The sequence below is a fragment of the Actinomadura sp. NPDC048032 genome, assembly GCF_040653175.1.
GTDB lineage: Bacteria > Actinomycetota > Actinomycetes > Streptosporangiales > Streptosporangiaceae > Spirillospora > Spirillospora verrucosospora.
On sequence record NZ_JBEZJP010000032.1, the window covers coordinates 1 to 22,258 of the forward strand.

26 protein-coding genes and 3 tRNA genes are annotated in these 22,258 nt (G+C 72.9%); 3 read left to right on the forward strand and 26 right to left on the reverse strand.

Going from position 1 to position 22,258, the window contains the following annotated elements; genetic code table 11:
* Window positions 1–804 precede the first annotated feature (804 nt).
* From AB0C69_RS07170 to AB0C69_RS07230, 13 genes are all read right to left on the reverse strand, one after another.
* Window positions 805–1,002 carry a hypothetical protein gene (locus AB0C69_RS07170; RefSeq protein ID WP_173398374.1) on the reverse strand — a complete coding sequence of 66 codons (198 nt, stop codon included), beginning with the start codon at window positions 1,000–1,002 and terminating at the stop codon, window positions 805–807.
* A 178-nt stretch (window positions 1,003–1,180) separates the two neighbouring features.
* On the reverse strand, window positions 1,181–1,486 hold the full coding sequence (locus AB0C69_RS07175) for an acylphosphatase (protein WP_360350874.1): 306 nt from the start codon (window positions 1,484–1,486) through the stop codon (window positions 1,181–1,183).
* A gap of 19 nt (window positions 1,487–1,505) precedes the next feature.
* A complete protein-coding gene (mutM, locus tag AB0C69_RS07180; protein ID WP_345174958.1) occupies window positions 1,506–2,399 on the reverse strand; it encodes a bifunctional DNA-formamidopyrimidine glycosylase/DNA-(apurinic or apyrimidinic site) lyase in 894 nt (297 codons plus the stop codon).
* Window positions 2,392–3,183, reverse strand: a complete 792-nt coding sequence (rnc, locus tag AB0C69_RS07185) for a ribonuclease III (RefSeq protein WP_345174956.1) — start codon at window positions 3,181–3,183, stop codon at window positions 2,392–2,394. The genes mutM and rnc overlap by 8 nt, the downstream gene beginning before the upstream one ends.
* Before the next feature lie 274 nt (window positions 3,184–3,457).
* A complete protein-coding gene (rpmF, locus tag AB0C69_RS07190) occupies window positions 3,458–3,637 on the reverse strand; it encodes a 50S ribosomal protein L32 (RefSeq protein WP_067632153.1) in 180 nt (59 codons plus the stop codon).
* Window position 3,638: 1 nt separating this feature from the next.
* Window positions 3,639–4,283 (reverse strand): YceD family protein, encoded by a 645-nt coding sequence (locus AB0C69_RS07195; protein ID WP_360350880.1) that lies wholly within the window; start codon window positions 4,281–4,283, stop codon window positions 3,639–3,641.
* Between the two features lie 95 nt (window positions 4,284–4,378).
* Entirely contained in the window at window positions 4,379–4,861 is a 483-nt protein-coding gene (gene coaD / locus AB0C69_RS07200; RefSeq protein WP_179843344.1) for a pantetheine-phosphate adenylyltransferase, read from the reverse strand.
* 93 nt (window positions 4,862–4,954) lie between these two features.
* On the reverse strand, window positions 4,955–6,406 hold the full coding sequence (locus tag AB0C69_RS07205) for a penicillin-binding transpeptidase domain-containing protein (RefSeq protein WP_360350884.1): 1,452 nt from the start codon (window positions 6,404–6,406) through the stop codon (window positions 4,955–4,957).
* Window positions 6,407–6,436: 30 nt separating this feature from the next.
* Complete coding sequence (gene rsmD, locus AB0C69_RS07210; RefSeq protein ID WP_360350887.1) at window positions 6,437–7,003, reverse strand: 16S rRNA (guanine(966)-N(2))-methyltransferase RsmD; 567 nt, start codon at window positions 7,001–7,003, stop codon at window positions 6,437–6,439.
* A gap of 623 nt (window positions 7,004–7,626) precedes the next feature.
* Window positions 7,627–8,490: a HEAT repeat domain-containing protein gene (locus AB0C69_RS07215; RefSeq protein WP_360350890.1), complete on the reverse strand. Its 864-nt coding sequence runs from the start codon at window positions 8,488–8,490 to the stop codon at window positions 7,627–7,629.
* Between the two features lie 64 nt (window positions 8,491–8,554).
* Window positions 8,555–8,635: a putative leader peptide gene (locus AB0C69_RS07220; protein ID WP_143227168.1), complete on the reverse strand. Its 81-nt coding sequence runs from the start codon at window positions 8,633–8,635 to the stop codon at window positions 8,555–8,557.
* A 57-nt stretch (window positions 8,636–8,692) separates the two neighbouring features.
* Complete coding sequence (gene recG, locus AB0C69_RS07225) at window positions 8,693–10,882, reverse strand: ATP-dependent DNA helicase RecG (protein WP_360350893.1); 2,190 nt, start codon at window positions 10,880–10,882, stop codon at window positions 8,693–8,695.
* 32 nt (window positions 10,883–10,914) lie between these two features.
* The gene (locus tag AB0C69_RS07230; RefSeq protein WP_360350896.1) at window positions 10,915–12,492 is read right to left on the reverse strand and encodes a DAK2 domain-containing protein; all 1,578 of its coding nucleotides are present in this window, start codon (window positions 12,490–12,492) and stop codon (window positions 10,915–10,917) included.
* Between the two features lie 185 nt (window positions 12,493–12,677).
* On the opposite strand from AB0C69_RS07230, the gene rpmB reads away from it, so the two are divergent.
* Complete coding sequence (gene rpmB / locus AB0C69_RS07235; protein WP_067632165.1) at window positions 12,678–12,872, forward strand: 50S ribosomal protein L28; 195 nt, start codon at window positions 12,678–12,680, stop codon at window positions 12,870–12,872.
* Window positions 12,873–12,979: 107 nt separating this feature from the next.
* On the opposite strand, the gene thiD is transcribed toward rpmB, so the two are convergent.
* From thiD to AB0C69_RS07250, 3 genes are all read right to left on the reverse strand, one after another.
* Complete coding sequence (thiD, locus tag AB0C69_RS07240; RefSeq protein WP_360350900.1) at window positions 12,980–13,783, reverse strand: bifunctional hydroxymethylpyrimidine kinase/phosphomethylpyrimidine kinase; 804 nt, start codon at window positions 13,781–13,783, stop codon at window positions 12,980–12,982.
* A 66-nt stretch (window positions 13,784–13,849) separates the two neighbouring features.
* Complete coding sequence (locus AB0C69_RS07245) at window positions 13,850–14,740, reverse strand: cellulose binding domain-containing protein (protein WP_360350903.1); 891 nt, start codon at window positions 14,738–14,740, stop codon at window positions 13,850–13,852.
* A 102-nt stretch (window positions 14,741–14,842) separates the two neighbouring features.
* Window positions 14,843–15,763 carry a thiamine-phosphate kinase gene (locus tag AB0C69_RS07250; protein ID WP_360350906.1) on the reverse strand — a complete coding sequence of 307 codons (921 nt, stop codon included), beginning with the start codon at window positions 15,761–15,763 and terminating at the stop codon, window positions 14,843–14,845.
* A gap of 133 nt (window positions 15,764–15,896) precedes the next feature.
* Here AB0C69_RS07250 and AB0C69_RS07255 point away from each other — a divergent pair, with 133 nt between their 5' ends.
* Window positions 15,897–16,130, forward strand: coding sequence for an Lrp/AsnC ligand binding domain-containing protein (locus AB0C69_RS07255; protein WP_345174931.1), 234 nt, complete (start codon window positions 15,897–15,899; stop codon window positions 16,128–16,130).
* Complete coding sequence (locus AB0C69_RS07260; protein WP_360350909.1) at window positions 16,039–16,596, forward strand: DUF3515 domain-containing protein; 558 nt, start codon at window positions 16,039–16,041, stop codon at window positions 16,594–16,596. Before AB0C69_RS07255 ends, AB0C69_RS07260 begins: the two co-directional genes overlap by 92 nt.
* Window positions 16,597–16,612: 16 nt before the next feature.
* On the opposite strand, the gene AB0C69_RS07265 is transcribed toward AB0C69_RS07260, so the two are convergent.
* The 10 genes from AB0C69_RS07265 to AB0C69_RS07310 form a co-directional block, all read right to left on the reverse strand.
* On the reverse strand, window positions 16,613–17,167 hold the full coding sequence (locus AB0C69_RS07265; RefSeq protein WP_360350912.1) for a nuclear transport factor 2 family protein: 555 nt from the start codon (window positions 17,165–17,167) through the stop codon (window positions 16,613–16,615).
* Entirely contained in the window at window positions 17,164–17,358 is a 195-nt protein-coding gene (locus AB0C69_RS07270) for a ferredoxin (RefSeq protein WP_345174925.1), read from the reverse strand. The genes AB0C69_RS07265 and AB0C69_RS07270 overlap by 4 nt, the downstream gene beginning before the upstream one ends.
* Window positions 17,355–18,695 carry a cytochrome P450 gene (locus tag AB0C69_RS07275; RefSeq protein ID WP_360350915.1) on the reverse strand — a complete coding sequence of 447 codons (1,341 nt, stop codon included), beginning with the start codon at window positions 18,693–18,695 and terminating at the stop codon, window positions 17,355–17,357. Before AB0C69_RS07275 ends, AB0C69_RS07270 begins: the two co-directional genes overlap by 4 nt.
* On the reverse strand, window positions 18,692–19,471 hold the full coding sequence (locus tag AB0C69_RS07280; protein ID WP_360350918.1) for an SDR family oxidoreductase: 780 nt from the start codon (window positions 19,469–19,471) through the stop codon (window positions 18,692–18,694). Before AB0C69_RS07280 ends, AB0C69_RS07275 begins: the two co-directional genes overlap by 4 nt.
* A complete protein-coding gene (locus AB0C69_RS07285; protein ID WP_360350921.1) occupies window positions 19,471–20,667 on the reverse strand; it encodes a cytochrome P450 in 1,197 nt (398 codons plus the stop codon). Before AB0C69_RS07285 ends, AB0C69_RS07280 begins: the two co-directional genes overlap by 1 nt.
* Window positions 20,668–20,677: 10 nt before the next feature.
* Complete coding sequence (locus tag AB0C69_RS07290) at window positions 20,678–21,265, reverse strand: helix-turn-helix domain-containing protein (protein WP_345174917.1); 588 nt, start codon at window positions 21,263–21,265, stop codon at window positions 20,678–20,680.
* Between the two features lie 59 nt (window positions 21,266–21,324).
* Window positions 21,325–21,408: transfer RNA gene (locus tag AB0C69_RS07295), tRNA-Tyr, on the reverse strand.
* Between the two features lie 25 nt (window positions 21,409–21,433).
* Window positions 21,434–21,506, reverse strand: a tRNA-Leu gene (locus AB0C69_RS07300).
* Window positions 21,507–21,511: 5 nt separating this feature from the next.
* A tRNA-Leu gene (locus AB0C69_RS07305) sits at window positions 21,512–21,585 on the reverse strand.
* A gap of 229 nt (window positions 21,586–21,814) precedes the next feature.
* Window positions 21,815–22,255, reverse strand: a complete 441-nt coding sequence (locus AB0C69_RS07310; protein WP_360350952.1) for a DUF4190 domain-containing protein — start codon at window positions 22,253–22,255, stop codon at window positions 21,815–21,817.
* Window positions 22,256–22,258 lie beyond the last annotated feature (3 nt).

A 22,258-nucleotide genomic window follows, 5' to 3' on the forward strand; every position in this document is an offset into this window, starting at 1 on the left:
GGCGAAGTCTCGGCGTTCGGCGGCCGAGCGGGGCTTGCGTCCGGTGAGTGGGTTGCGGGCTCGCACCCTTCGGGCGCGGTCGCAACTCTTAGGGTCGTCGCTCGGTCGCCGGGGGTGCGGGGGTCCCAGTGGTGGGTGCCGAGGGTGAGGGGCGGATGCGCTGGGCGCGACGGGGATGAGGGCTGACCCAAGCCCGGATGACTCTATGGAGTAGCTAGGGACCGGGCGCGACGGGTGGTCGCCACGATCGTCCACAAGCCGCCACTGGGGATACCTCAGGGTGCGGGCGAGGAGGGGTGCTAAGGCGAGCACTGGGTCCGTGGCGGCGTCAGGGGCGCGGCGGCGTTCGATTGCGCGTTCGAGCTTGCGGGACCTGGGCGCGCAGCGACCTCAGGCGGGATGCGGGATCTCCACCTTCGACCCCGGTTGGCCGGTGCGGACGCTGGAGGTCGCCCTGGGGAGGCGAGGTCGGCCGGCCGGGCGCTGCTACGAGCGCTCGGCACTTGCGACAACCCTCAACGGCTGGGTAGCGTCCGGTAACCGGTGGTACCCGCGCACCTGAGGACGTAGCGAGCCGCCAAGGCGAGCCGTGTCACAGTCTCCGGCCGAACTACCGCGACGGCCTCAACCGCCGCCGCAACCCCACGACCACCTGGGGGCCGCGATCGCGTCCGAAGGCAGGTTCGAGCGAAGCAAGAACCTGATCGCGCAGCGAGCCGCCAGGGCGAGGCGGAGCGATGCCAGCGATCGCACGCGTTTATCGACGATGGAGGGCCGCCAGGCCCGAAGGAGGAGAAAAACGCATTAGGTAAGAACCGGTTCGCGGTCCTTCACCGGGAGCGACATCACTTCGTCGTCCGTCGCCGTCGCGAGCGCGTCGTTCTCTGCCTGGAGCCGTACGAGTTCGGCCTCCAGGTCACGTACGCGCTGCTGCAGGCGCCGCATCTCCGCGACCATCCGGGGGTCGGGACCGCCGACGTGGCCGAGTAGAGCCTTCGCCATGACTAAGGGTCCTCCACGCTGAGTAACCAGCAGGGATCGCGCACGGGAAACTGCTGAAAGCGGTGCGCGTACCGTCTAGAGTCGCACCGGCCGGTGTCCTGGTCAAGCCGCACATCACAGGCCGGTAACAACCTTCCTCTACTAGTTTAGCAGGTACAAACCGGTACTCCCTACCCGGTCAGCGTTCCCGGAACCCGGCGGCCTCCCCGCGGGGCGGGCCCCAGCGGTCGACGACGCCGGTCACAGCGCCGGGACGTCCGGGAACGCCGCCCGGAACGTCGCCGTCGAGCATCTCCAGGAGCCGGCGGCAACGGGCGCGCGGGCCCTCCGCCACGACCTCGACGCGGCCGTCGCCGAGGTTGGTCGCGCTGCCGGCGAGGCCCAGTTCGAGCGCCCGCGACCTGACCCACCAGCGGAACCCGACGCCCTGGACGCGTCCCCGCACCCAGGCCGTGAGCCGCACGATCTCGTCGTCCTCGCTCATCGCTCCCCCCTCGGTCCCGCTAGTACCGTGCCCGCCTGGGGCGGGGCTGGCACACCGGGCAGCTGTAGGACGAGCGGTTCATGAACTCGTCGCGGCGGATCGGCGAGCCGCAGCGGCGGCAGGGCTCGTCCCGCCGCCCGTAGGCGTCCAGGGACCGCTCGAAGTAGCCGCTCTCGCCGTTGACGTTCACGTAGAGGCTGTCGAAGGAGGTGCCGCCGACCTCCAGGGCGGCCGTCATGACCTCTCGTGCGGCCTCCAGGACGCGCGCGGCGTCCGCCCGGGTCATCGTCTCGGTCGGCCGCGCCCAGTGCAGCCTGGCGCGCCACAGGGCCTCGTCGGCGTAGATGTTGCCGACCCCGCTGACGAGGGACTGGTCGAGCAGGGCCCGCTTGATCCCGGTCTTGCGGCGGCGCAGGGCGCGGTAGAAGGCCTCCGCGTCGAAGGCGTCCTCCAGCGGGTCGGCGGCGATGTGCCCGATCGGCTCGGGGACGAGCGCGCCCGCGGCGAAGGCGTCGGGGACGAGGTCGGCGACCATGAGGTGCCCGAAGGTGCGCTGGTCGACGAAGCGCAGGTCGAGGCCGTCGTCGTCGAACTCGACGCGGACCCGCAGGTGCTTCTCGCGTTCCCGGCCGGGCTCGCCGACGAGCAGCTGCCCGCTCATGCCGAGGTGCGCGAGCAGCGCCTCGCCGGGGGCGCCGTCGTCCTCGGCCTGGAGCGGGATCCACAGGTACTTGCCGCGGCGACGGGGGGCCAGCATGGTGCGCTTGGCGAGACGCCCGGCGAAGTCGGCGGGGCCCTCGGCGTGGCGGCGGACCGACCGCGGGTGCAGGACCTCGGCGGACGCGACGGTGCGGCCGGTCGTCCAGCTTTCCAGGCCCCGCCGGACGACCTCGACCTCGGGAAGCTCAGGCACCGGCCTGCGCCGCCTGCCCGGCCTCCCTGGCCGGGTCCTCGCCCTGCGGCGGGCCGGCCTGCGCCGCCTCGCGCTCGACGACGAGCTCGCGGATGGCGTTCCAGGCGGCCTCGGCGGCGTGCTGCTCGGCCTCCTTCTTGCTGCGGCCCTCGCCGGACCCGTAGGTCTGGCCGCCGACCCGCACGGAGGCGCGGAACGTCTTCTGGTGGTCGGGACCGCTCTCGGCGACGTGGTACTCGGGGACGCCGAGCTCCTCGACGGCGGTGAGCTCCTGCAGCGAGGTCTTCCAGTCCAGGCCGGCGCCGAGGCCCGCCGAGCGCTTGATTAGCGCGTCGAAGAGCCGGTGCACCAGGGCGGACGCCTCGCCGAGGCCCCGGTCGAGGTAGACGGCGCCGATCAGCGCCTCCAGCGTGTCGGCGAGGATCGAGGCCTTGTCGCGGCCCCCGGTGCCCTCCTCGCCGCGGCCGAGCCGGATGTGGGCTCCGACGCCGAGGCCGCGGGCGACTCCGGCGAGGGCGCGCATGTTGACCACGGCGGCGCGCAGCTTGGCGAGCTGCCCCTCGGGCAGGTCGGGGTGGCCGCGGAACAGGGTGTCGGTGACGACGAGGCCCAGCACCGAGTCGCCGAGGAACTCCAGGCGCTCGTTGGTGGGCAGGCCGCCGTTCTCGTAGGCGTAGGAACGGTGTGTCAGGGCGCGTTCGAGCAGCTCGTCGTCCACGTCGACGCCGAGCGCGCCGGTCAGTTCCGCGCGCTCCGGCGCGGGGTCGTTCTTCTTAGCGCTCACAGGCCCTCCTCGCAGGCCGTGCACCGCGCGGCGCGCGGTCGCCTCTGCGGCGCGCGGCCGATGGGCCGGACGGCGAGGACGCTCGGCGGGGAGGGTCCGCGAAGACGAGGTGCGCGCCGGTCGGTCTGATCCCGGCGTGCACCACGGCTCCGGGCGCAGTCTCCGCGCCGGTCACCACGCCGACGTCACGCGCCGGGTGGTCGGGGTGCGTGTCCTTCCGCACCGTGAGGGGCGGGCCGCATGCGCGGATCCGCCCCCCAGGATGCGAGAAGACTCAGGCCGACGGGGCGATGACCTGCCGCCGGTCGTAGGTTCCGCACGTCGCGCACGCAGTGTGCGGCAGCTTGTGGTCGCGGCACGTCGGGCACTCGACCAGGTTCGGCGCGGCGGTCTTCCACTGCGAGCGCCGGTGCCGCGTGTTGCTGCGCGACTTCTTCCGCTTCGGGACGGCCACGTCAGCCCTCCTGCTTTCCTTCTCGATCCGATGAATCACGGGTGCCGGAGCTCCCGTTCCCCCGGTCGGGGGCTGCCGGCGCGTTGTCGCCGGCAAGGTCCCGCAGCGCCGCCCACCGGGGGTCGGCGACGTCGTGTCGGTGGCCCGGCTCGACGTCGGCGAGCCGCGCACCGCAGTCCGGGCACAGGCCCGGGCAGTCGTCCCGGCACAGCGGGGAGAGCGGCAGTGCGAGCACCACCGCGTCCCGCAGGACCGGTTCGAGGTCGATCAGGTCGCCCTCGAGGCGGAGCTCGTCGTCGTCGGCGTTCCCGCCTGAGCGGGTGTCGTCGTAGACGTACAGCTCCTGGAAGTCCGCCTCGAAGGTCGAGGCGATCGGGTCGAGGCAGCGGGAGCACTCCCCCTTGAGAGGGACCGTCGCCGTGCCGGTGACGAGCACCCCCTCCAGGACCGCTTCGAGCCGGAGGTCCAGCTCGATCGCGGCGCCCTCGGGGACGCCCACCATCTCGACGCCGAAATTCTCCGGTGCCGGCACGGACAGGTGCTCCTCCCGCGACGACCCGGGTTGCCTGCTCAGAGCTCGGGTGTCGAGCTTGAACGGGGCACTGGGATCGTTGCGTGTCAGCGGAATCCTGCTTTCGTGAGGCATGGTGGAACGGCGGCCGCCTGTGATGGCCGAGGTCCCAGGGTACCGAACACCGGCCGCTGACCCAACTCGCGGCCCGTCCACCAGGAGCAGGCCGGTCAGCCGTCCTTCTGGAGCCGCTGCACCAGCCGGTCGTGGACGCTGTCGGGAACGAGGCCGGAGACGTCCCCGCCGAACCTCACGACCTCCTTCATCAGGCTGGAGGACAGGAACGCGTACTCGGGGTTGGTCGCCATGAACAGCGTCTCCACGCCGGCGATCCGGTGGTTCATCTGGGCCATCTGCAGCTCGTACTCGTAGTCGCTGACGGCCCGGAGCCCCCGGACGATCACCGGGATGTCCTGCTCCTTGCAGTAGTCGACGGTGAGCCCGTAAAAGGTGTCGACCGACACGTTGCCGTACTCCCGGGTGACCTCGGAGATCATGTCGGCACGCTCGTCCACGGTGAACAGGCTCTTCTTGCTCTTGTTGATCAGCACGGCGACGACCACCTCGTCGTAGAGGCGGGAGGCGCGGCTGATGATGTCGAGATGCCCGTTGGTGACGGGGTCGAACGATCCCGGACAGACGACACGGCGCACGGCGCGAACCCCTTCGGTCCCGGTTTCTGACCTGCGGCGTGAACGTACCAAATCGCATTCGGCCGGGTTTCCACCGGGCTCGCCGGGCCGTCCTCAGCCGCGCAGCGCGTCGATGATCCTGGCCGCGACGGGGCCCGACTCGATGCCGTAGCCGGACGCCTCGGTCATCACCGCGACGGCGTACCGGGGGTCGCTGCGCGGGCCGAACCCGATGAACCAGCGGTCGTTGTAGGAGGCGCCCTCGACGTCGGCGGTCCCGGTCTTGCCGCCGAGGATGGACGTCCCCCGCAGTGACTTGCCGGTGCCCCGCTCGACCACGGCCTCCATCATGTCCCGCATCTGCTTCGCCTGGTCCGCCGTCAGCGCGCGCGACATCCGCTGGGACGAGATCTTGTCGACCGTCGACCCGTCCGGGGCGCGCAGCCTCTCCACCAGCCGGGGCCGCATGACCTCCCCGTCGCCGAGGACCGCGGCGGCGACCATGGCCATCTGCAGCGGCGAGGCGACCGTGCTGCCCTGCCCGATGGAGCCGAGCGCGCTGAGCGACGGCTGGTCGGTCGCCGGGAAGGAACTGGGGGCGCTCTTCAGTCCGTGCGCGAACTCGATCCGGTCGCCGAACCCGAACCTGCCCGCCTGCGCGTTCACGGCGTCGTTGCCCGGTTTCTGGGCGCCCATATAGGCGAACGTGGTGTTGCAGGACTGCGCGTACGCCTCGATGAGAGGGATCCGGGAGAGGTCGCAGGAGCCGCCGATGTCGCCCGCGTCGTTGTTGATCGCCTGCCCGGCGCCCGGAGGCCTGTAGCTGCGCCCGGCCCTGACCCGCGTGTCCTCGCTCGTGCCCGACCTCAGCGCCGCCGCGGCGACCACGGTCTTGAACGTGGAGCCGGGCGGGAACAGCTCGTAGGCGGCCTTGTTGAGCAGCGGCTTGCGCGGCTGGTCGCCGAGCCGGTCGAACGCCTCGGTGGCCCGTTTCCGGTCGAGGGTCGACACCTCGTTCGGGTCGTAGGACGGCGTGGAGGCCATCACCCGGATCGCGCCGGTGCGCGCGTCGAGGACGACCGCCGCGCCCCGGCCCGCGCCACTGCCCTTCAGCGCCTCGTAGGCGGCGCGCTGCGCGTCCGGATCGATGGTGGACTCCACCGTCCCGCCGGGGACGTGCTTGCCGATCAGTTTGTCGACGAGGTTGGAGGTGGCGAGACGGGCGTCGGTCCCGTCCAGGAAATGGTTCTCGGCCTCCTCCAGACCGGTCTGGGAGAACACCGAGAAGTAGCCGGTGACCGGCGCGAACGCGGCGCCGTCCTTGTAGCGGCGCTGGAACCGGTCGTCGCCGACCTGCTCGGACCACGCGAGCCGTTCGCCGCCCGCCACGATCGGCCCCCGGTCGATCTTGAACCGGTCCTCGAACTGCCGGGCGTTGAGCGAGTCGTCCCGCAGGCTCTGCGCCTGGAAGCCCTGAACGTAGGTGACGTTCACCATCAGCGCCAGAAAAAAGAGCAGGGTGATGACCCAGGTACGCGCCACCGCGCGGTCGATCCCGGGCTTCATGGGCATTCCCCTACCCGAACCACCGGAATGTCAACGGGCGACCGCACGGCCGTACCAGAACACCGCCTCGCCGTAACGCCGCTCCCGCTCCGCCTCGTACCCGTCGGGCCACTCCAGCGCCGGGCCCCGCGCGGCGCGTTCCACCACGACCAGCGCGTCCGGGGACGCCCACCCGTTGTCGCGCAGATCCTCCAGCAGAGAGGTCACGGACGCGTCCGCCAGCGCGTAAGGCGGGTCGGCGAAAATCAGCTCGTAGGGCTCGTCCGGCGCCTTGCGGACGAGCCGCTCCACCTTGTCTGCGCAGGGGACGGCACCCGGCAGCCCCAGCGTCTCGGCGTTCTGCCGGATCACCTTCATCGCCCGCGGATGCGACTCGACCAGAAGCGCATGCCCGGCCCCCCGCGACAGCGCTTCGAGCCCCACCGCCCCCGACCCCGCGTACAGATCGGCGACACGCAGCCCGTCCAGCGGCCCGAGCAACGCCAGAACCGTGGAGAAAAGCCCCTCCCGCGCCCGATCGCTGGTCGGCCGGGTATCCCGCCCCGCCGGCACAGCCAACCGCCGCCCCCCCGCACTACCCGCAATAACCCTACTCACGGTGTCAGTATCGGCCCACCAAGGCGCACCCACCGCATTGCCGTCACCCCGAGAGCCCCCACCTGCAACAACCCCAGCCGTCGCCCAACCCCGCAACGACCCCAGCAGCCGCGATCGCGTCCGAAGGCAGGTTCGAGCGAAGCGAGAACCTGATCGCGCAGTGAGCCGCCAGGCGAGCCGGAGCGATGCCAGCGATCGCCCGCTTTTATCGACGATGGAGGGCCGCCAGGCCCGAAGGAGAAGAAAAAGGCAATAAACACAGCGGGCCGCCAGCGCCGTGCCACGCTGACGGCCCGCTCGCGGCCGGTCTCAACTCCGGACCGAAGGACCGGCCACGTCACCTTCGCGCTCTACTCAAACGAGCGAACGCGAGATCCTCACCGCCCATCGAGCCGCCAGGCGAGCCGTGCAAGACAACAGAAACCCACTACTACGACGGCCTCAGCCACCGCAGCAACCCCGCAACGACCTCCCCGTTGCGATCGCGTCCGAAGGCAGATTCAAGCGAAGCAAGAATCTGATCGCGCAGCGAGCCGCAAGGCGAGCCGGAGCGATGCCAGCGATCGCCCGCCTTTATCGACGATGGAGGGCCGCCAGGCCCGAAGGAGGAGAAAAAGGCAAAATCACGCCAAACTCCAGCGGGCTTGGGTTCGGACGCCTGGGTCGGGGTCGGCGAGGGTTTCGGTCAGGGCGGTCACTACCTCCGGGTTGTCGGTGGCCCACTGTTCGAGGGCCTGGACGGCGGCTCTGCGGACGTCGACCGTGCGGTCGTGCAGGGCCTTGATGAGGGGTTGGACGGCGACGTCGGGGCGGGCCTGGGCGAGGGCGCGGACGGCGTGGCAGCGGACCTGCCAGTTGGCGTGGGCGATCGCGGTGACGACGCGTCCTTCGAGGGGTTCGGGGATGCCGAGTTCGGCGGCGGCGGTGAGGGCGGCGATGCGGACGACGGGGTCGTGGTCGGTGAGGAGGTGTTCGAGCGCGGGGAGGCCGGAGGGGTGGGCGAGGCGGCCGAGGCCTTCGGCGACGGAGACGCGGACCTCGCGGGAGGGGTCGTCGGCGGCCTCGGCGACGCGGGCGGTCTCGCGCAGCGCGATGAGGCCGAGGACGGCCTGGATGCGGACCTGCGGTTCGTCGTCCTCGAAGCCTTGGGCGTACAGTTCGCCGGCGCCTTTGGCGAGGATGCCGATGAGGTCGGCGGCGGTGTCGCGGACGGCGGTGTCGCGGCCGCGGGCCGCGGCGAGGAGCAGGGCGTCGACGCCGTCGTCGCCGAAGTAGAGCTCGGGCAGGTCGCGCAGGGCGTCGGCGGCGACGCGGCGGACGTCTTCGTGTTCGTCGGCGAGCGCCCAGGCGAAGGTGTCGCCGGTGCCGCGGGGCGCTTCTCCGGCGCGGGCGGCGCGGGCGAGCGCCGTGAGGGCTCCGGCGCGGGTCGCGGGGTCGGGGTCGCGGAGGGACGCCTCCGCCTGGTCGAGCCGGATGCTTCGAGTCATGGGGGTGGCCTCCTGGTCGGCCGTCGGATCCGGAGGCGGGCAGGGGCCCGCCGGGGGCTCGGGATCAGCGACGGGAACACAGGGCGCTCGCCTGGCGCCGGAGGTCGACGTGGAGGCGGGCGATCAGCGCACGACTCGGGTTCACGCGTTCATCGTGTCCCGCCCGGGCGCTGTTGTCAACCAAATAGGTCGGCAATACCGGTTATGTCTTCTCCAGGAAGTCCGCGCGCTCCTCGTCCAGCAGGGACGCCAGGACGGTGGCCAGGCCGGGATGCTCCGACAGGTCCGGATCGGCCTCGACGAGCGCGGTGGCCTCCTCGCGTGCGTCGCGGATGACGTCCTCGTCGCGCTGGAGCGTGAGCAGCCGCAGGCTGGACGAGCGGCCGGCCTGCGCGGCGCCGAGCACGTCGCCCTCGCGGCGCTGCTCCAGGTCGAGCCGGGACAGCTTGAACCCGTCGGTGGTGGAGGCGACCGCGTCCAGCCGCTCGCGGGCCTTGCTGCCCGGCGCGGCGTCGGTGACGAGCAGGCAGAGGCCGTGCAGGGAGCCGCGGCCGACGCGCCCGCGCAGCTGGTGGAGCTGGGAGACGCCGAACCGGTCCGCATCCATGATCACCATGACGGTGGCGTTGGGCACGTCCACGCCGACCTCGATGACCGTGGTGGCGAGCAGGACGTCGAGCTCCCGCGCGGTGAAGCGGCGCATCACCGCGTCCTTCTCGTCCGGGTGCAGCTTGCCGTGCAGGACGCCGATGCGCAGCCCGTCGAGGAGCTCCTCCAGCTTCGGCAGTACCTCCATGATCCCCAGCGGGGACCGGCGCTCGCCCTCCTCGGCGACGACGGCGTCGCCCTCGTCGCCCTCCTGCTCGCCGATGCGCGGGCAGACGATGTAGATCTGCCGGCCGTTCGCCGCCTCCTCCTTGATGCGCTCCCAGGTGCGGGCGAGGAACGCGGGCTTCTCCGGCGGGACGACGTGCGTCTGGATCTGCGACCGGCCCGCCGGGAGCTGCCCGAGCACCGACGTCTCCAGGTCGCCGAAGACGGTCATGGCCACGGTGCGCGGAATCGGCGTCGCCGTCATGACCAGCACGTGGGGACGGCCGCCGTCGACCTTCTCGCGCAGGGCGTCGCGCTGCTCGACGCCGAACCTGTGCTGCTCGTCGACCACGACGAGCCCGAGGTCGGCGAACTGGACGGTCTCCTGCAGCAGCGCGTGGGTGCCGACGACGATCCCGGCCGCGCCGGACGCCGCCTCCAGCAGTGCCTCCTTGCGCGCCTTCGCCCCCTGCGACCCGGTCAGCAGCGCCACCCGGGTGGCGTGCTCGGCGCCGCCGATCTGCCCCGCCTGCGCCAGATCGCCGAGCATTCCGGTGATCGACCGGTAGTGCTGCTGCGCGAGCACCTCGGTCGGCGCCAGCAGCGCCGCCTGCCCTCCCCCGTCCACCACCTGCAACATCGCCCGCAACGCGACCACCGTTTTTCCGGCGCCGACGTCACCTTGGAGGAGGCGGTGCATCGGGTGGTGTTCGGCCAGGTCGGCGGCTATCTCGTCGCCGACCTGGCGCTGGCCCTCGGTGAGTTCGAAGGGCAGGCGCGCGTCGAACTCCGACTGGACGCCCTCGAAGGATGGGGGCCGGGGCTTGGCGGGCAGGGAAGCGGCCGCGACGCGGCGCTGGGCCAGGGCCACCTGGACGACGAAGGCCTCGTCCCACTTGAGGCGGGCCTTGGCGCGGCCCAGCTCTTCCCAGGTGCGGGGGCGGTGGATGCCCTCGTAAGCCTCCCGCAGGCCGATCAGGTGGCGGCGGCGCAGGAGCGCGGCGGGCATGGGGTCGTCCGGCAGGTCGAGCTGGCCGAGGACGGTCTCGACGGACGTGCTGATCGCCTCGATGGGCAGCGACTTGGCGGACGGGTAGATCGGGATGATCTCGTCGGCCCACTCCTGCGCGGCCTCCTCGGCGCCCTTCTCGTGGACGACCTTGTACTGCGGGTGGGTCAGCTGCCGGACGGTCCTGCCGCTGCGGGGCACGTAGGTGCTGATCTTCCCGGCGAACAGGCCGCGGGTGCCCGGGGACAGCTCCTTCTCGGGACGGTAGGAGCCCTTGCGGCCGAAGAAGCTGAGCTTGAGCTCGCCGGTCCCGTCGGTGACGGTGATCTCCAGGACGTACCCGGGGCTGCGGGTGAGGGAGCGGCCCTGCACCTTCACGACCTCGGCCATGACCGTCACGTGCTCGCCGTCCTGCAGGCCGCTGAGCTGCGTCAGCTCGCCGCGGTGGGCGTAGCGGCGCGGGTAGTGGTGCAGCAGGTCGCCGACCGTGTGCAGGTCGAGGCCCTTCTTCAGCGCGTTGGCCGTCTTGTCGCCGAGGACCTTGCGCAACGGCTCGTCGAGAGTTGCCACGGGTCTTTTCTAGCCGATGGGGACGACGGGAATCACTCGACGCCGATGAGGAGGGGGTAGCGTTCCTGGTCGCCGGCGTAGACGCCGACCTCCGCGTCGGGGCGCCGCAGGCGCAGATGGTCCTCCAGGCCGGCGGCGAGGCCGGGCGGGGCGTGCCGGCCGGGGATCAGGGTGACCAGCTCGCCGCCGCCCGACAGCATCCGGTCGAGGACGTCGCGGGCCACCGCGGCGAGGTCCGCGCCGATCGTCGCGACGTCGCCCTCGATCAGGCCGAGGACGTCGCCGGGCTGGCAGAGGCCGGCGCTCGTCACCGCCTCCTGCGCGGCGACCTCCAGGTGGCCGAAGCGGGTGGCGCCGGCGGCCCGGGTCATCTCGATCACGTCCTCGGCGAAGCGGCGCAGCGGGTCGTGCACGGCGAGCGCCGCCATGCCCTGGACGGACGCCTTCGTCGGGACCACCGCGATCCGCGCGCCGCCGTCCCTCGCGCGCTCCGCGGCGGCCTCGGCGAGGGCGAGGACCTCCGGCTCGTTCGGCAGCACGGCCACCTCGTCGCCCGCGGCGAGGATGGCCTCGGCGAGCACCGCGAGGGGCGGGACGGCACCGGGCTCGCGCCGCACGACCCGGGCCCCGCTCTCCTCGAAGAGCGCTGCCAGCCCGTCGGCGGCGGTGACGGCGACCACCGCGCGGCCGGTGTGCGGCGCGTGCGGTCCGCCTTCGGCGGCGTCCAGGTAGGTGACGCGGATCCGGTGCGGGCGTCCCGCCGCCATGCCCGCCTCGACGGCGGCCCCGGCGTCGTCGACGTGGACGTGCACGTTCCACAGTCCGTCGCCGCCGACGACGACGAGGGAGTCGCCGAGGACGTCGAGGCGTTCGCGCAGGGTGTGGACGGCGTCGTCGGGCGCGTCCAGCAGGTACATCACCTCGTAGCCGAAGCCCTGCGGCGCCCGGGTCCGGCCCGCGGGCGCGGGCGTCCCGGCGATGCGGGGCGGGACGTCGTACCGCTCGGGGTACTCGTCGGTGATCACGGCGGCGAGGGCGTCGAACACCACGCAGAGCCCGGCCGCGCCGGCGTCCACGACGCCGCTGCGGGCCAGCACCTCCAGCTGGCCGGGGGTGCGGCGCAGCGCCTGCCGGGCGCCCGCGGCGGCGGCCCGCGCGGCCTCCGGGAGCGCGGTTCCGGGTGCCGCCGCGCAGGCCGCGGCGGCTTCGGCGAGGACGCTCAGGATCGTGCCCTCGACGGGGTGCTCGACGGCGCCGCGGGCCAGGATGGACGCGTGGTCGAGGGCGGCCGCGAGGGACGCGCCGTCCGGGGGCGCCTCCAGCGGGCCGAGGACGTCGGCGAGGCCCCGGAACACCTGGCTGAGGATCACACCGGAGTTGCCCCGGGCGCCGAGCAGCGCGCCCTGCGCCAGGGTCCGCCACGGGTCCGGGCCGCCCGGCGGCTCGTCGAGGGCGTCGGCCGCCGCGACGACGGTCAGGTGCAGGTTGGTGCCGGTGTCGCCGTCCGGGACGGGGAACACGTTGAGGGCGTCGATCTCGGCTCTCGTCCGCCCGAGGGCCTCCGCCGCGAGCCTGCACCACCGCCGCACCGCCGCATGGTCGAGGGCCACCGTGCTCCCTTCCGCGCCGCCGGGTCGCGGCGCCGCCGATTCGCTAACCCGTCGCGCTGTCGGCTAGTCTGGTCCACGCGCCACGTTCGTGGCGCTCATCAGTGAGCGTCCATGATGCCCGGCCCGCCCGAGGCGGCAGCCGGGTGGCGCTCCGATCAGAGCATCGACACCACTTGGAGTTTCCCGTGGCTTCCGTCTGCGACGTCTGCGGCAAGGGACCCGGTTTCGGCATGCGCGTCTCCCACTCGCACCGCCGCACCCCGCGCCGCTGGAACCCCAACATCCAGCGCGTGCGCGCCGTCGTGAACGGCAGCACCAAGCGGATCAACGCCTGCACGTCCTGCATCAAGGCCGGCAAGATCGTCAAGCCGACGGTCTGAGCCCGGCCGGGCCGCCCCGGCGGGGCGGTCCGCTTCACGGCTTCGGTCGGCTCATCGGGATTCCCGGTGAGCCGACTTTCGCGTTCCCGGGGGGGTCGCGGCGCCGTTCAGTCGCGGTACCGCCAGGCGTGGTCGACGGGGCCGATGCCGGCGCCGAGCGGGAAGCCCGCCGCGATCGCGCCCGTCACGTACTCCTTGGCCTTGGCCACCGCCGCCGGGACGTCGTCGCCGAGCGCCAGGTGCGAGGCGATGGCGGACGCGAGCGTGCAGCCGGTCCCGTGGGTGTGCCGGTTGTCGTGCCTGGGGGCGGTGAAGCGGTGCTCGCGCTCGCCGTCGAACAGCAGGTCGGCGGGCTCGCCCGGCAGGTGGCCGCCCTTGATCAGCACCCAGGCGGGGCCGAGCGCCTTGACCGCCTCGGCGGCCTCGCGCAGCCCGGACTCGTCCACGACCTTGACGCCGGTGAGCTGCTCCACCTCGTACAGGTTGGGCGTGACGACGGTCGCGGCCGGCAGCAGCACCGAGCGGACGGCGTCCACGGCCTCCGGCGCGAGCAGGGAGTCGCCGTGCTTGGAGACGCCGACCGGGTCGACGACGGCGGGGGCGTCGGACGCGGCGAGCGCCTCGGCGACGACCTCGACGAGGGCGGTCGACGCGAGCATGCCGGTCTTGATCGCGTGGACGCCGATGTCGGACAGGACCGAGTCGATCTGGGCGCGCACGGCTTCGGGCGGCAGTTCCCAGTAGCCCTGGACGCCGAGGGAGTTCTGCGCGGTGACGGCGGCGACGACGCTCATCCCGTGGACGCCGAGCGCGAGCATGGTCTTCAGGTCCGCCTGGATGCCGGCGCCGCCGCCGGAGTCCGAGCCCGCGATGGTGAGCACGAGGGGCGGGGCGGAGGCAGTGCGCGTCATACAGCCCACTTTATGGTGATCTGCAGGAAGCGGCGATCCGGCGGAGGGCGTCTCCCGGAGTGCGCCTCAGACCAGCGTGCAGGGCAGCTTGTTGAGGACGCAGGCGGACGGCCTGGACGGAGCGCCCAGCGCGGCGAACACGATCCGCACGGAGCCGCCGGGCGCGATCGCGGTGCGGCCGCGGACGAAGGGGACCCGGCCGGTCCGCACGACGGTGGCGCCCTGCACGGCCGTGACCGAGACGTTCGGGATCTTGAAGGCCAGCGCCCACGCGCTGACGGGCCGCTGCCCCTTGTTGGCGATGGTGGCGGTCGCCTTGAACCCGCCGGGGGTGCGGGAGGCGACGCGGAACCCGATGACGAGGCCGTCGGGGCGTCCCGCGCCGCGGCTGGCGCGCCCGCCGGGGCCGCGCTGGGTGATCTGGTTGTCGCGGGGGTCGGTCTGGGAGGTCTTCGGGGAGCCGCCCGCGAAGTTGAGGGAGATCTGCTGGGTGCTCAGCGCGTAGGAGACGATCCCCACGGCGATGACGAGCGCGACGATCGGGAGCAGCGGGAGCGGCAGCACGGAGACGATCTTCGTCCAGCCGCTCCTGCCGGAGCCGTCCGCGGCGGAGTCGCCGGACTCCGGGGCGCCGGGCGCGCCGCCGGGTTCGGGCGGCAGCTCGCGGGGCTGCTCGGGGAACGCCGCCGCGGGAGCGCCCGGGTAGTCGCCGGGGTAGTCCCCGGGGAGCGGGGCGAAGCGGTACGGGTCGGGCGGCGGGTCGTGCTGACGCTCGGTGACCGGCGGCGTGCCCGCCCTGACCTGTTCGTGCGGCGAGACGTACACGCGGTCGTCGGTCGGCCCGGAGAAGAGGTCGTACGAGGGGTCGACCGGAGCCCCGAAGTACGGCCCTCGCGACGCTTCCGCGCCCGGTACGGGGTCGTCGTCCGGTTGCTCAAACCTGGAGTGTCGTCCCATCCCATCCCTCTTCGATCACAGGATGTATACCAAACCCGTCCCAAGCATGCCTACCGGATGTGTCAACGCACACGGCTGTACGCGCTGACTCCGCCGGGGCGTTCAGCCTGGGAAATGATCCCATGCTCCGGGGGGCGGCGGGCGCCCGTCCACGCGCACCCCCGCCCCTTCGGCGACGGTCCCGACCCGCCTCCAGGAGGGCGGCAGGACGGCGTCCGCCGGGTACGTCCCGGCGAACGCGTGGTCCTCACCGCCGGTGAGCGCGCGGCGCAGCCCGTCGGGCCCGAGGATCTCCGGGACGGGCACGGAGGCGGAGTCGAGGTCGATCCGGACGCCGCTCGCGACGGCGATGTGCCCGAGGTCCTGGACGAGCCCGTCGCTGACGTCGAGAAGCGCGGTGGCGCCGTGGGTCCGCGCCTCCTCCCCGGCGGTGTAGGGCGGCTCGGGACGCCGGTGCGCCGCGATCAGCTCCTCGGGCCCGTCCCGCCCGGCCTCCAGGAGCGCGAGCCCGGCGGCGGCGAAGCCCAGCCTGCCCCGGACGGCCACGACGTCGCCCGGGCGCGCCCCGGACCGGGTGAGGGGCGCCGCCCCGCCGAGGTCGCCGAGCGCGGTGATCGCGAGCGTGACCCGCGGCGCGGCCACGACGTCGCCGCCCGCGACGGACGCCCCCGCCGCGCGGCACTCGTCGGCGAGGCCGTCGTAGAGCCGCTCGGCCCAGTCGGCGCGGGTCGCGGGCGGGGCGGCGAAGCCGACGAGCAGCGCCGTGGGGTTCGCGCCCATGGCGACGACGTCGGCGAGGTTCTGCGCGGCGGCCTTGCGCCCGATGTCGTAGGGGCCGGACCAGTCGAGGCGGAAGTGCCGCCCCTCCACGAGCAGATCGGTGGTGGCGACGACGCGGCCGTCCGGCGCGGCGATCACCGCGGCGTCGTCGCCGGGGCCGAGCCGGACCGCCGGGCCCTGGGGCAGCCGCCGGGTCAGGCGGCCGATCAGGCCGAACTCACCCAGCTCCCCGATCGTGCCCATTTGCGCTGTTCCCCCGCTTTCCCGGTTTTCTCCCGGTTCGTACCGGGCACGCCGTACCCCGACCGCCCGCGGCGGCGCGTAACACGATACGGTGAACCTTCCGACGGTTGATTCTCCGCTTGGGGAGGACGTGATGGTGCAGGCCTACATCCTCATCCAGACCGAAGTCGGCAAGGCCGCCGAGGTGGCGGACCACATCTCCGGCATCACCGGCGTGACCCGGGCGGAGGACGTCACCGGACCCTATGACGTGATCGTCCGAGCGGAGGCGCGGAATGTGGACGAGCTGGGCAAGCTCGTCGTCGCGCAGATCCAGGGCGTCGAGGGCATCACGCGGACCCTCACGTGCCCGATCGTCCACATCTGAACGTTCCGCGGCAGCGCACCGCTCCCTCGCCGTCCTCGGCTGCCTGGCGCTGTTCGCCGCGGCGTGCGGAGACGGGGCCGTGCAGGTTCCGGTTCCGAACCCGGACGCGGCGACCCGGCGGCTCTGCCAGGGGCTGCGGCTGCCCGAGAAGGTGCACGGGCAGAAGCGCCGCGACACCTCCCCTGACTCACCGCTGACCGCCGCGTGGGGGTCCCCCGCGATCGCGCTGCGCTGCGGCGTCCCCCTGCCCGGCACGCTCCGCCAGACCTCGGAGCTGGTGACCATCAACGGGATCGACTGGTTCGGGCAGCCCGCCGAGCGGCCGGTGACCTTCACCGCCGTGGGGCGGCAGGCCTACGTCGAGGTGACGGTGCCGCCGAAGTACAACCCGGCCGGCGACGTGCTGATCGAGCTCGGGCCGGCGATCAAGGCGACGATCCCGGCGAAGCCCGAGGGCCAGATCTGACCGGCGGCCCCCCGGGTCACCAGATCGGGACGGGGCTCTCCCCCCGCGGGTAGTAGCCGGGGATCGGCTCGCCGGACGCCGCCCGCTCCAGCCGCCGCTTCATCCCGTCCGACAGCACCCCGGCCTTCATCATCTCGACGAACACCGAGGTGACGTTGCCGAGGTCGAACCAGTCGCGCTGCCACGACCACCGCCGGTCCCCCGCGTAGCGGAACCAGGACCCGCCGATGCCGAGCACCTCGTAGGGCGTCCCGTCGGGGCGGCTCGCGTCGGCGACCTGCTTCCAGAACCCGACGACCTCGCCCCTGCGCTCGTCGATCAGGATGCTCTGGTACGGATACGTCCAGCCGTCCAGGCCGCCCATCTCCGAGCCGAGCGCGATGTCGCGGATCTCGTCCCGGCCGACGGCCATGAAGTCCTGGTCGGGGCCGATGTTCCAGCCGTAGGTGGCGTCCTCGGTGTAGAGGTCGGCGAGCGGGCGCCAGTCGCCGGCCTCCTCGCAGCGGCGGTTGGCCTCCAGCCAGTGCTCGACCATCGCGTCGAGCTCTTCACGGGGGAACGCGGGCATCATGTCTCCAGCAGTCTGAGGGCCTGGGTCGGGCAGTAGCGGACGGCGGAGGCCACCTCGGCGCGCATGCCCTCGGGCGGCTCCGCGTCCAGGACGCGGACCTTGCCCTTGGGCGGCACCTCGAAGACGTCGGGGGCCTCCAGCTCGCACATGGCGTGTCCCTGGCACAGGTCCAGGTCGGCCTCGATCCTCACCGGCGCCTCCGGCGGTAGCGGACGGCGCAGGGCTGGGCGAGCTGGACGACCATCTTCGAGTGGTCGTCGCGGTAGCTCTCCGGCGGCTGGGCGGGCTCGAACTCCCAGTCCCGCAGCAGCACCGAGAAGATGGCCTTGAGCTGCATCATCGCGAAGTTCGCGCCGACGCAGCGGTGCCGGCCCGCGCCGAACGGCACCCACGTCCAGCGGTGGAGCACGTCCTCCTCGCGGGGCGCGGCGTATCGCTCGGGGTGGAAGGCGTCGGCGTCGGGGAAGTCGGCCTCGATCCGGTTGGACACGGCGAGGCCGCAGCCGACCATGGTGCCCGCCGGGATGCGGTGCCCGACCACCTCCTGGTCGGACTGCGCGACCCGCAGCAGCAGGATCAGCGGCGGATGCAGCCGCAGCGCCTCCTTGATCGCCGACTCCAGGTTCGGGATGGCGCGCAGCGCCTGGAAGGAGACCTCGCGGCCGTCGGCGTACAGCTCGTCCAGCTCGCGGACCACGCCGTCCAGGACGCCGGGGTGGCGGAGCAGCTCGATGAGCGTCCAGGCGGCGGTGCCGGACGTGGTGTGGTGCCCGGCGAACATCATCGAGATGAACATGCCGGTGACCTGGTCGGCGTCGAACTTGAGCGTGCCGTCCGCGTCCCGGATCGACATCAGCACGTCGAGCAGGTCGCGGTCCTGCCTGGGCGGGTTCGGCGGCCGCGAGTCCATGATCTGCTGGACGAGCTCCACCAGCGCCGCGCGCGCCGCGTCCCGCCGCCGGAAGCTCTCGATGTCGGCGTGGGGGTCGACGTAGGCGATCGCGTCGGTGCCGCGTTCGAGGTCGTGGTACAGGTCGGCGAACCGGCGGTCGAGCTGCTCGCGGAACTTGCGCCCGATCAGGCACGCGGACGAGGTGTAGATCGTCAGCTCGGCGAAGAAGTCGAGCAGGTCGATCTCGCCCTCCTCGCCCCAGCCGGCGACCATCCGGTCGACCTCGGCGGAGATCGTCGCGGCGTGCCCCTTCATGAACGAGCCCTTGAGGGCCTGGTTGTGCAGGGCCTCGCGGCGCTGCTCCGGCGTGGCGTCGAACACCACGCCCTCGCCGAAGATCGGCGTCATGAACGGGTAGGCCTCGGCCTGGTCGAGCTCCTCGTCGGGGGCGCGGAAGAAGAACTCGTTGGCCTCCGCGCCCGACAGCAGCACGACGCGGCGTCCGGCGAGGCGGAACTCGCCGACGTCGCCGCACTCCTCCCGGACCCGCCGCATCAGCCCGATCGGGTCCGAGCGCAGCTCCTCCAGGTGGTCGGGCCCGCCCGACACGACGCGCGGCTCCACCAGTGCGGTCACGACTCCTCCAACGGTGCTTCGGGCTGGACCTCGACGAGCCGGAGATGGGCGCCGCGCGGGGTCGCGACGATCGCGGCGACGGCGGCGGCGACGTCGGACGGGCGCAGGAAGTAGGGGTGGCGGGCGTGGCCCCACCTGGCCCAGTCCTCCAGGACGGCGCCGGTGGTCTCCGCGTCCCAGCTCATGCCCATGCCGGTCGCGGTCGGCCCCGGACGGACGACGGACGCCCGCACGCCCGTCCCCTCCAGCTCCATCTGCATGGTGCGGACCATCCCCTCGACGCCGTTCTTGGCCGCGACGTAGGCGCCCGTCCAGGAGCGCGGCGCGGGGACGGTGTCGGAGGAGACGAACACGATGTCGCCGCGCCGCCGCGCCACCATCGGCGGGACGAACTGCGACACGAGCCGGTGCGCGCCGACGAGGTGGACCTGCACCTGCGCGAGGAACTCGGCGGTGTCGAGCTCGTGCAGGAGCCCGGCGGACAGGTCGCCGGCGCTGGAGACGACGACCTCGACGGGGCCGAGCGCGTCGGCGGCCGCCGCGGCGAACGCCTTGACCGAGTCGGAGTCGGCGACGTCCAGCGGGTGCGCGAACGCCTCTCCCCCGCCGGCCCGGACCGTCGCGGCCAGCTCCTCGCACTTGTCGACGCGCCGCGCGCCGAGCGCGACCGGGTGCCCGGCCATCGCCAGCGCCGTCGCCGTCGCCGCGCCGATCCCGGAGGAGGCGCCGGTCACCACGGCCGGGCGCCGCCGCGGATGGGGGTCGAACCTGGGCATCAGCGCACCTCCACGCGCAGGGGCAGGGCGGCGAAACCGCGGACGTTCACCGAGTGCACGCGCTCCGCGCCGTCGTGGTCGACCTCGTAGGAGGAGACGCGGCGCACGAACTCGGTCAGCGCGATGCGCGCCTCCAGCCGCGCCAGGTTCGCGCCGAGGCAGAAATGCCGTCCGCCGCCGAAGCTGACGAGCTGCGAGGTGTCGCGGTCGAGGTCGTAGGCGTCGGCGTCGTCGAACGCGCGGGGGTCGCGGTTGGCCGACCCGACCAGTAGGAGCACGCGGTCGCCCTCGCGGACGCGCCGCCCGTGCAGCTCGACGTCGCGCACGGCCTTCCGGGCGAGCATCTGGCTGGAGGTGTCGTAGCGGAGCGTCTCCTCCACCCAGTCGTCCACGCGGGCCGGGTCGCGGAGCGGCTTGGCGCCCTGGTCGGGGTTGCGCGCCCCCCAGTACAGGGCGTTGGCGAGCAGCTTGGTGGTGGTCTCGTTCCCGGCGACCACCATCAGGAACAGGAAGGCGATGACCTCCTCGTCCTCCAGCCGGTCGCCGTCGATCTCGGCGTCCAGGAGCGCGGAGGTCAGGTCGCCGGCCGGCGCGCGGCGCCGCTCGGCGACCATGTCCTGGTAGTAGCCGGCGAGGGTGAGCGCCGCGTCCATCCCCGCGGGCGGGACGTCGTTCAGCCCCTCCTCCCGGTGGACGACCGTGTCGGCGAGCCGGCGCACCTCGGCCCGGTCGGCCTCGGGGACGCCCATCATCTCCGAGATGACGTCCATGGGAAGGAGGCCGGCGAAGTCGGAGACGAAGTCGAACTCGCCCTTCTCCAGGGCCGGCTCCAGGTGGCGCCTGGTCAGCGCGAGGATTCCGTCCCCCAGCTCCTTGACCCGCCGTGGCGTGAACCCCTTGGACACCAGGGCGCGCATGCGGGTGTGGCGCGGCGGGTCGAGCGCGAGGAACGACATCGTCCGGGGCGCGTGGGGGCCCCAGGCGCTCGGCTCCACCGAGACGCCGTGGGAGTTGGAGAAGGTCGCGTGGTCGCGGAAGGCCGCGGACACGTCGGCGTGCCGAGACAGCGCCCAGAAGCCGATCTCGTCGTTGCGGTAGAGGGGCGCCTCCTCGCGGAGGCGCGCGTAGAGGGGGTAGGGATCCTCGTGGACGGCGTAGTCGAAGGGGCTGTAGGAGACCTGCGCGGCAGGGTCCACGGCCGTCACCTCACTCGGGGGGTTCGGGCAGGATGAGCTCCGCCATCTCGGCGAGCCGGTCGGCCATGCGGGCGTAGGAGGTGTAGCCCATGCCCGCGTACAGGAGCGCGCCGGTGTAGGCCAGTTCCAGCGCGCCGAGGATCTTGGGGTCGTCGTGCTCGCGCAGCGCCGCGCGGAGCCGTTCGCGGATCGCGTAGCCGATCCGCGTCCGCAGTTCGCGGACGTCGGGGTCGGTGCCGAGCAGCGCGGTGGTGCACGCCGCCGCGAGGTCCGGCTCGTCCGAGACCAGCAGCGCGATCTCGCGGAGCGTCCCCACCACCCGTTCGCGCAGCGTCCCGTCCGCCTCGACCGGGGGCAGGGCGCTGAGCCGCCGCCAGAACACCTCGGTGATCAGGTGGTTCTTGGACGCGAAGTAGGTGTACGCGGTCGCGGGCGCCACGCCGGCGCGGCGGGCCACGTTGCGGACGGTCAGGCCCTCGTAGCCGGTCTCGGCGACCTCCACCACGGCGGCGGCGGTCAGCCGCCGCACCGTGTCGGCCTGCCGCTCGGTGAGGCGGCGCCGGGTGGGCTCGGTCAGGGGTTCGGGTTTTCCGGACACGTGTCCAGACATTAGTTCAGAACCGGACCGCGCGCAACGCCCCGGCGCGTCGTCCCCGGTGAGGCGGGTGGGATTCGAACCCACTCAGTCAGCGACACTTGGGTTACAGCCAAGCCCGACTCTCCGAACGTCGGCGCCGCCCCTCGCGCGGGCCGCGGGCCCGCGCCGTACCTCCGGAGGGATTCGAACCCCCAGCGCACAGCACCTCATGCTGCCGTCTCTGCCGTTGGACTACGGAGGCATGCGTGCGGCTCCCGGGATTCGAACCCGGAACGTCCACTTCCTGAGAGTGGTCTCTCTGCCTGTTGGAGTAGAGCCGCGGGGAACTCGCCTGGACGGGCGTCGCTCGCGGCGGCTCGGCCGGGGCCTCTAGGAGACGGGATACCGGCCGGGGCGGGCGTGCGACGCCGAGGGCAGTCGGAGTCGATACTGCTCCAGAGCCATGGCCGGTCCTCCTCTCGGGCGTCTCGCGTCACCGTCCCTGTCTCGGACGGGCTGACGTCGTCAACGGTGCCACCGGCGGCGCGGCGGCCGCAACGGGTTTTCGGCTCAGTTCTCGTCCGGCAGGGCCGCGCCGAACGCGACCAGCGCCCAGAACGCGACCATGATCCAGCCGAGCGCGATCCCCGTCACCGCGAGCCCGAGCCCGCGCTCGCCGGAGCGCCGCAGCCGCACCCAGGCCATGTGCCCGGCGACGATCGCGGGGATGGACGGCAGCCCGCAGGTGATGAGCCCCACCGCGCCCATGGACACCGCGTAGATCGCGAGGCTGTTCATGGGCGGCTTGCCGTGCGCATGGCGCGCGGCCGTGTACTGGTGGGGCGCCTGGCCCTGGTAGCCGGTCTGCCCCTGGTAGCCCGTCTGCTGCTGGTACCCGGTCGGCTGCTGGTAGACGGCCTGCCGGGCGTCGATCGCGTCGGCGTAGCGGCTCCAGCTCTCCGCCTCGGCGGTCCGCCCCTGCCCGCTGAGCAGGACGGCGAGGTTGCGCATCGC

Coding starts and splice junctions, on each gene's coding strand:
- AB0C69_RS07170 (WP_173398374.1), bottom strand. CDS start 1,002: ATGGCGAAGGCTCTACTCGGCCACGTCGGCGGTCCCGACCCCCGGATG.
- AB0C69_RS07175 (WP_360350874.1), bottom strand. CDS start 1,486: ATGAGCGAGGACGACGAGATCGTGCGGCTCACGGCCTGGGTGCGGGGA.
- AB0C69_RS07195 (WP_360350880.1), bottom strand. CDS start 4,283: ATGCCTCACGAAAGCAGGATTCCGCTGACACGCAACGATCCCAGTGCC.
- AB0C69_RS07205 (WP_360350884.1), bottom strand. CDS start 6,406: ATGAAGCCCGGGATCGACCGCGCGGTGGCGCGTACCTGGGTCATCACC.
- AB0C69_RS07215 (WP_360350890.1), bottom strand. CDS start 8,490: ATGACTCGAAGCATCCGGCTCGACCAGGCGGAGGCGTCCCTCCGCGAC.
- thiD (WP_360350900.1), bottom strand. CDS start 13,783: ATGACGCGCACTGCCTCCGCCCCGCCCCTCGTGCTCACCATCGCGGGC.
- AB0C69_RS07245 (WP_360350903.1), bottom strand. CDS start 14,740: ATGGGACGACACTCCAGGTTTGAGCAACCGGACGACGACCCCGTACCG.
- AB0C69_RS07250 (WP_360350906.1), bottom strand. CDS start 15,763: ATGGGCACGATCGGGGAGCTGGGTGAGTTCGGCCTGATCGGCCGCCTG.
- AB0C69_RS07255 (WP_345174931.1), top strand. CDS start 15,897: ATGGTGCAGGCCTACATCCTCATCCAGACCGAAGTCGGCAAGGCCGCC.
- AB0C69_RS07260 (WP_360350909.1), top strand. CDS start 16,039: ATGTGGACGAGCTGGGCAAGCTCGTCGTCGCGCAGATCCAGGGCGTCG.
- AB0C69_RS07265 (WP_360350912.1), bottom strand. CDS start 17,167: ATGATGCCCGCGTTCCCCCGTGAAGAGCTCGACGCGATGGTCGAGCAC.
- AB0C69_RS07280 (WP_360350918.1), bottom strand. CDS start 19,471: ATGCCCAGGTTCGACCCCCATCCGCGGCGGCGCCCGGCCGTGGTGACC.
- AB0C69_RS07310 (WP_360350952.1), bottom strand. CDS start 22,255: ATGCGCAACCTCGCCGTCCTGCTCAGCGGGCAGGGGCGGACCGCCGAG.